General features: G+C 52.6%; 5 protein-coding genes. All 5 read left to right on the top strand.

Annotation, left to right across the window (positions count from 1 at the left end; translation table 11 throughout):
• The coding region (locus tag FHW16_RS28520; protein WP_182552839.1) for an RHS repeat domain-containing protein at positions 1–3,354 on the top strand (3,354 nt) is incomplete at its 5' end.
• Complete coding sequence (locus FHW16_RS28515; RefSeq protein WP_182552838.1) at positions 3,279–4,376, top strand: transglutaminase family protein; 1,098 nt, start codon at positions 3,279–3,281, stop codon at positions 4,374–4,376. The genes FHW16_RS28520 and FHW16_RS28515, both read left to right, overlap by 76 nt.
• Before the next feature lie 33 nt (positions 4,377–4,409).
• Complete coding sequence (locus tag FHW16_RS28510) at positions 4,410–5,303, top strand: RHS repeat-associated core domain-containing protein (RefSeq protein WP_182552837.1); 894 nt, start codon at positions 4,410–4,412, stop codon at positions 5,301–5,303.
• On the top strand, positions 5,304–5,765 hold the full coding sequence (locus FHW16_RS28505) for an Imm26 family immunity protein (protein ID WP_182552836.1): 462 nt from the start codon (positions 5,304–5,306) through the stop codon (positions 5,763–5,765).
• Between the two features lie 461 nt (positions 5,766–6,226).
• Positions 6,227–7,491: SpvB/TcaC N-terminal domain-containing protein (locus FHW16_RS28500; protein ID WP_182552835.1), on the top strand; the 1,265-nt coding region annotated here is incomplete at its 3' end.

Here is a 7,491-nt window from a genome sequence, read left to right as displayed (position 1 = left end):
GCAGACAGCAACCAGATCGTCCAGTCACCTTTTACCGGCCATGGAACTGCGATCTTAGGTGATTTCAACGGCGATGGCCTGCCAGACTTCATTGACGGCAAGACGGCCGTCATCTCCAATCCCGGACCAACCAGTCCGAACCTTTTGCGCAGTATCACGCTTGAGACAGGCGGTGTCATCGGCGTCGATTATACCCCTTCCACACGCTGGCCCAATGGCTACATGCCGCAGGTCATGCATGCGGTGTCGGTAATATCGGTCAATGATGGACGGGGCAATTATTGGGCGACCAATTATTTCTACAATGGTGGGCTCTACGATCCTGTCGCCCGCAAATTCCTCGGCTATCGCAATATGTCGGTGGTCAAGCCGCAGGCAACGGGCGAAGCAAACCGACCTGTTATCGAGACGACCTATCGTCAAGACCTTGCCAGCTACGGACTGCCGGAGCTGATCACCTGGCGCGACAAGACCGGGGGAGCAATTCATAAACAGGTTTCGGAATATTATGTCGTCAATGCTGCTGCCAAGCCATACTTCGTGCAGAACCAGGCGACCGTCACTTACTTGACCGAGAATATTTCGACGGCGCTGCGGGTCGAGCGGACGTTCGATGCCTATAACAATATCACGCAGATCAAGGACTATGGCCGGCTTGATACCAGTGGTGACGAGCTGTGGACCGAACGGTTTTATTCGCCCAATCTGACAAACTATAACGTCTCGCTGCCGCTTGCAGAGCGCAAACGAGCTGGCTTTGATGATGCCTGGCCATTCATCAGCTACCGGTACAACTACTACGATTATGCCACCGATGTGCGGGCGCAACCGACCCAGGGCAAGCTGACCAAGGTCGTTGACTATATGAGCATGGGAACGGGCGAGCGCGCCGTTGGCACGTCTTATTTCTATGATGGTTATGGCAACAGGATCGTAGAGATCAACCCTGCCGGTCACAGGACCGAGTGGGATTACGATCAGACCTTTCACCTTTATCCGGTGAAAGAACGCTCGCCGCGCTATTTTGCAACGGGCGGCCAGACGGCCGATTCGCGCTTTGTCTCGACAGCAGACTATGACGCTGTCTGCGGTTTTCCCGCAAAGAAGGTCGATTGGAATGGCATAACACGAACGTTCACTTATGATCGGTTCTGCCGCCCGTCTCAGATGGTCAACAATACAACTGGCCAGTACGTCAACACCGCCTACGAGAATGAAGGCCTTCCACAGACGCAGGCCGTTGTCGACGCGTTTCCTTTATCCAATGGCGACGGCTACGGTTACAAGCGAACATATTACGATGGGCTTGGCCGGCCGTGGCGCGTCCAGACGCCGGGAGATAGCGCCGGTTCAGCGACAAAGCTTGTCGATACGGACTATGACTGGCGCAGCAATGTCTGGCGCACGGCTTTCCCGCGCTTCGACAATGAAACCCCGCAATGGACCATCAACAGGTATGACTGGAATGACCGAGTCGTCCAAACCGTCAATCCTGATGGCACATCCCGCAGCTATCAGCATAATCTCTCTGTCGGCAGCATAGCTGGAACGAGCAATGTTGCGCTGACGCAACTTGTGATGGTCGATGAAGAGCAGCATCCGCTCTACACCTATTTTAGCAGCCGCGGCGATGCGATCACTTTGGTGAAGGTGTTGAACGGCGCTTATGTCGGCGAATACAGAGACTACGATGCGCTCGGCCGTTTGGTCGGCGTGGGCGATGCGGCTGGTGCACGCTGGGGCTACTCTTACGATATGCTGGGGAACCGGCTCGCCGCGAATGATCCGGATCTCGGCTACTGGAGTTATGCCTATGACGACAAAAGCCGCCTGATCAAACAGACCGATGCACGCGGTTATGTCTCGACCATGGAGTATGACCAGCTTGACCGGTTGAAAAAGCAGCAGACAACGGCATCAGGGCAGACATCGCCGGTTTTGGTGGCAAATAACGTATATGATGAGAACCTGTGGCAGGCGGGCCAGATAACAACCAATATCGGCAAGTTGACCACGGCACAGAACGACAATGCCACCCGCCAGTACGCTTATGATGCCTATGACAAGCCGTTGATCGAGGACGCCTCGATCGGCGGTGTGTGGCACCGCACGGTTACTGGTCATAACTACTCAGGACAGACCTCGGTCAAGCAATATGTCACGACGAAACAGGGGGCAGCAGTCACGCTCAATATCGGCGAGTGGCCGCGTGTCTGGCAATACAATGGCAATGATTTGCTGAAGTCCATTCCCGACTACGTCACCGATATTACCTATGAGGCAGATGGTCAGACAAAACAGATCACCTATGCCAATGGCGTGACGACGAGTTTCAGCTATTCGCCGACCCGGCGCTGGCTGACGCAGGTGATCACGACCAAGGGCGGCACGACCCTGATGGGCCACTCGTATACCCGTGACAATCTCGGCCGCATCAAAGCCATACAAGGGTCTGACAACTGGGTTTACACCTATGATGATCTGTCCCGTCTGAAGACGGCTGACAATCTCAATGACAATACACTGGACGAGACCTACGAGTATTCGGTTAGCGGCAATCTTTTGTCACGCACAAGGACGGGCTATTACACCTATCCGGCCGGCAATGCGGTTCGCCCGCATGCGGCCACGCAGATCGGTGCCAAGGCAATCACTTACGATGCCAGCGGCAATATGCTGTCGGACGGATCACGAACCCTCGTCTGGGATCAGTCCAATCGGCTCAGCACGGTCACCCGGAACAATGCTGCGGTCACCCTTGCCTATGGACCGGATGGCGCTCGCACACAAAAAACCTGGACTCTCGGCAAGACACTCTATCCCGATGCCAATGTCGAGATTGACCGCTCGACGCCAGGCACGGACATTTTTACCCGCTATCCGTATCCCGATCTGAAGATCGTTCAGAACGTCACGTCGGGCAGCGTGACAAAGCAGTTCCTGCATCGCAATCATCTTGCTTCCGTGCGTCTGGTCACGGACATCAACGGTGCTCCCATAGAATCTACCGGTTATGCCGCCTATGGCGAGCGCACCAACACCGCCATGCAGACATCAAAAGGATACATTGGCGAACGCTATGATCCTGAAACCGGGCTGATGTATTTGAATGCCCGCTACTACGACCCAATCTTCGCCCGCTTCATTTCACCCGATGACTGGGATCCAACCAAGGAAGGTGTCGGGACAAATCGCTATGCTTATGCCAAAAATGATCAGCAAAAACTGTTCCACTATATTTGGTTTGGATTGTTATCGCTGTGTATTTCGGCCGGTTTATGGTTGTCGCTGGCAGCGAGGAGAACGGAAATGTCGCGTGCGATGGGACAAGAGGTCAAATGGTCCGGTTCTTGAAATCAAACTCGCAGACAGAACAGTCCCTTTCACCTGGTGCCTTTTCCGCGCTTGGTAAAGTGTGTCTATCGACGCTAGTTTGTGTTGCCTTGCTCTGGGCAAGCACATCAGCCAACGCCGACCAGAATTCACCTCAGACTCCGGCCGCATTTGTCCGCAATCTCCTTGAGAAAGCAGATGGGCAAATGGACTATGCCCATATCAAGCTGGCAATTGACCATTATGTTGATCCTTCGGTGGATGAGAATGCTGTCTTGGCTGAACTCGATCAGATGAGGGTCATAATTGATAGGATGCTTGGAACGCTATCTCCAGAAAAGGCTGCCACCAGCATGGAGAAGATGAAGGCGCTTCGAGCCTTCATCTACGAGCCGGGAAAATGGAACGACAACAAACCGTTCCAGTACAATATGGCCGACCCGTATGGTCTAGAGTTCAAGACACGTTTGCTCAGCAATTACCTTGCAACGCGCAAGGGTAACTGCATTTCCATGCCAATGCTGTTCCTGATCCTTGGCGAAAGGCTGGGGCTGGATGTGACGCTTTCGACCGCACCGTTGCATGTGTTCGTCAAGTATACGGACGATGCAACAGGAACTACCTACAATCTCGAAACGACAAGCGGAGCTGGCGCAACACGCGAGATGTGGTACCAGAAGAAGGCACCCATGACCGAGCAAGCCATTGCCAATGGTGTCTACATGAAGAAGCTGTCGCGCAAGCAAACTATCTCTGTCATGGCAACATTGGTCATGGAAGATATGCTTGAAACCAAGCGTTATGAAGATGCCATTGCCGTTGCAGATGTTCTACTCGAAGTCTGGCCGGAAGATGCCTACACCCTTATAAAGAAGGGCACAGCATATTACAAAATTCTGGAAGAGAACTTCATCAAAAAATATCCTGATGAAAGAGATATACCTGCGGATAAACTTCCGGAGGCCAATAGACTTCATCAGGCCAATCTGGCAGCGTTCGAGCAAGCCGGAACGCTTGGCTGGACACAGCCTGTATTGCAGTAGCACTCATCGCGACAAACCGAGGGGGTATATCGCATGATACGTTCGCAGGCCAAAGCATATGTACAGCGTGTCATTGCGCTGTTTCTCGTTCTTGCCTTTATCGCAGCAGGAACAGCATCAAGCTATGCTGCATCGCTCACCGGTCCATCAGCAGGCCGTCTCATCACCGGCAGCGGCGCAAACTTCGCCCAACGAGCAAGGTTCATTTCGCCCGATACCATGGATCCGACCATGGATGGCGTTGGCACCAATCGGTATTCTTATTCGGACAACGATCCCGTCAACAAAAGCGATCCAAACGGCCACCAGTTCAATGGAATGGGCGAAAGTGAAGCCCGAGCAAAAGCAGCTGAACAGCAAGCTAAGGATATAGTGGATCGAGCCACGGCCGCCGCGCAAAAAGAAGGTTTAAAGCGTACTGAAACGGCTGTGGATATCGGAATGGCAGCTCCGACCCCGCCACAGGTGAAGGCTGCTCTTGGTATCATAAAGGGCGCTTTCATTATTGGTCGGTTGAACGCTACTATTACGGTCAGTCCCGTAACGCCTGCAACCAATATGACTACTCCAACCATCACGGCTGTTACGCCGCCAACAAAAACGTTTGAAACTTACAACAAAACAAATCCTGAAACAGGCGTAGTGTATAACGGTCGAACGAGCGGGACAGGGACACCCGAACAGAATATTGCCAGGCGCGATGCAAAGCATGATGCACTCGACGCCCTTGGCTACGGCCCTGCGCGACTCGATAAAACCAGCTCTAATCCCGATGCGATAAGAGGAAGAGAGCAGCAAAACATTGATGCCGCAGGAGGCGCGCAATCCATGGAGGGCACATCGGCCAATAAGATTAATGGAATTTCACCCAACAATCCTAAGCTCGATCGATATATGGACGCAGCAAAGAAAGAATTCGGAGAATAAATGGCGACGGTCAAACGTGAAAGAGGAAACATATTTGAAGTTCCCATCAACGACGAATTGCACGGCTATGCGATAACTCTCGCCCATCCTCTCTATGGTTTTTACGACCTTGGTACCAAAGATGATCTGACTTGTGCTGAGATTGTTAGCAGGCCGATCGCATTTAAAATTTTTGTAATGGATAACGCACCCAAAAAGGGAAACTGGAAAAAAATTGGATGGATTGATCCGGGAGCCGAAATCGATAACCATGTTGTATTCTTTCGCCAGGATCTCCATACGGGTAAACTGACGGGATATGATAAAGGTAAGGAATGGCCCATAAGTTACGAAGAGGCGCTTAAGCTTGAAACTGCTGCGGTGTGGTCGGCGAATCATATTGCAGATAGGCTACGGGATCACTTTGCGGGTCAACCTAACAAATGGGTGGAATCCATGAAGCCGAAGCCAACAATGAACTGAATTGCGTGTCCATTTGCCGACGACAGATAATTGCCAAGATCTTCAATCTCTCGTTCAGTGCCTTGAAGGCAAAGACACAGAAGGCGAGTCGAGAATACTCAAGGAACTGCACACCCAAATCCATCTTTAAATGGCGCCATTACCAGAGATAAAGTGACTCAAATGCTGAGGCTCCGCTGAAATTCTCAGGATCACCTTCATCAATATGACGAGCATATCAGTCCAACGAATCATTGTCGGACTAATTGCGGTGAATCAGAGCGAGCGCCCGACATTCATGAAACAGATGTATTGGTTGTTTAATTTAAGTTCAGTTATTTCGACTTTGCTTCAAACTTATCCACAGTTTCAAATCGAAACTTCTCACATTATGGCAAAAATGTGTTGCACCTCTGTCATGAGCATCGGCTAGCGTGCCTCACGTTCGATGTTTGTCTCATTGATCTTTATGAGGGGGTCTCATGCATATCCGCCATACTTGTGCAGCGCTGTTTGCTGCCACGATGTTCTTTGGACTATTGCCTGCGCAAGGGACCATCCTCGCAAAAATACTCCCCACAAGTGCAAGAGCAGCAGAGCAGACGCCTGTGGCCAAGCCGGGCGGCTTTGGCAATGGCGGGAGCGGGCTGGGCGGAACGCCGGGATCAAAGACGTCAGCTGGCGCAGGTTCACAGCAACCAACAGGCTCGCCAGTCAAACCGAATGCAGGAACAGATCCAGGAACTGTACCGGCGATTGACACCGCTGTTGATCGAACGGTTCTCGGCAAGCCCAAGGCTGAAGATACTGGCAAATCGACCGAACCTTCGTCAACTGATGCTGAGAAGAATGCCAAAGCTGCAAAGGATGCGGTTCAATCAAAAGATGCAGCTAAGGTGGATTCGAAAGACAGCGACAAGAACACAGCGGGTCTTGCTGCGGCTGTTCCCGAACCGACGAACGATGCTCCGGTCAGTAGCCCCGAGAAGGCGTCGGTGCCCGATATTGCCGGGACTGGTAATCTCTCGCAGTCGGTCGGTATCAGTGTTCCGGCCTTTCGTGGTCTCGAGCCAAAACTGTCATTGAATTACAATTCGGCACGAAAGACCAAGATTGGTGGTACCTATCAAGGCTGGCTTGGGCTTGGCTGGGGGATTGACGGGTTCGACGTGATCGAGCGGGCCAGCGCCGGATATGGCATCCCTGCATTTGATGCTGCAGACGGCTATCTCCTGAATGGTGAGCAGCTGGTAGGCTGTGTTCAGGGCATGGTGTCGCCATCCTGTGCAACAGGTGGCACGCACGCGACAGAGAACGAGAGCTACCGGCGTATTGCCTACAATACAGCTGCCAATGAATGGACGGTGACGGATCGCGACGGCACAGTGTCAACCTTCCGCTCGGTCGCTGCGGTTTCGGGTTCAACGCCTGCTGCCGGCACACCCGACTACGATCTGCAGATGAGCGGCCGCTATCTGCTGGCTCAGGTGACAGATACCAACGGCAACAGTGTCGGGTATGGTTACACGTGCCCTGATCTGCCGGTCTGCTATCCCGCTGCCGTCAGCTACAACGGAACATTGATTCGGTTCTATTACGATACCCGTCCGGACTTTCTGCTGATGGCCAATGGTTATAGCATTTCCTATACAAAATACCGGCTGAAGACGGTCGATGTGACGGTGAGTGGCCAGCAGCGCGGTGCCTATGCGCTGTCCTACGATCAGGCACCATTTTCCAATGCCTC

This window comes from Phyllobacterium myrsinacearum (assembly GCF_014138285.1).
In the GTDB taxonomy this organism is placed as follows: Bacteria; Pseudomonadota; Alphaproteobacteria; order Rhizobiales; family Rhizobiaceae; genus Phyllobacterium; species Phyllobacterium myrsinacearum_A.
This window is presented reverse-complemented; position numbering and strand designations above follow the sequence as displayed.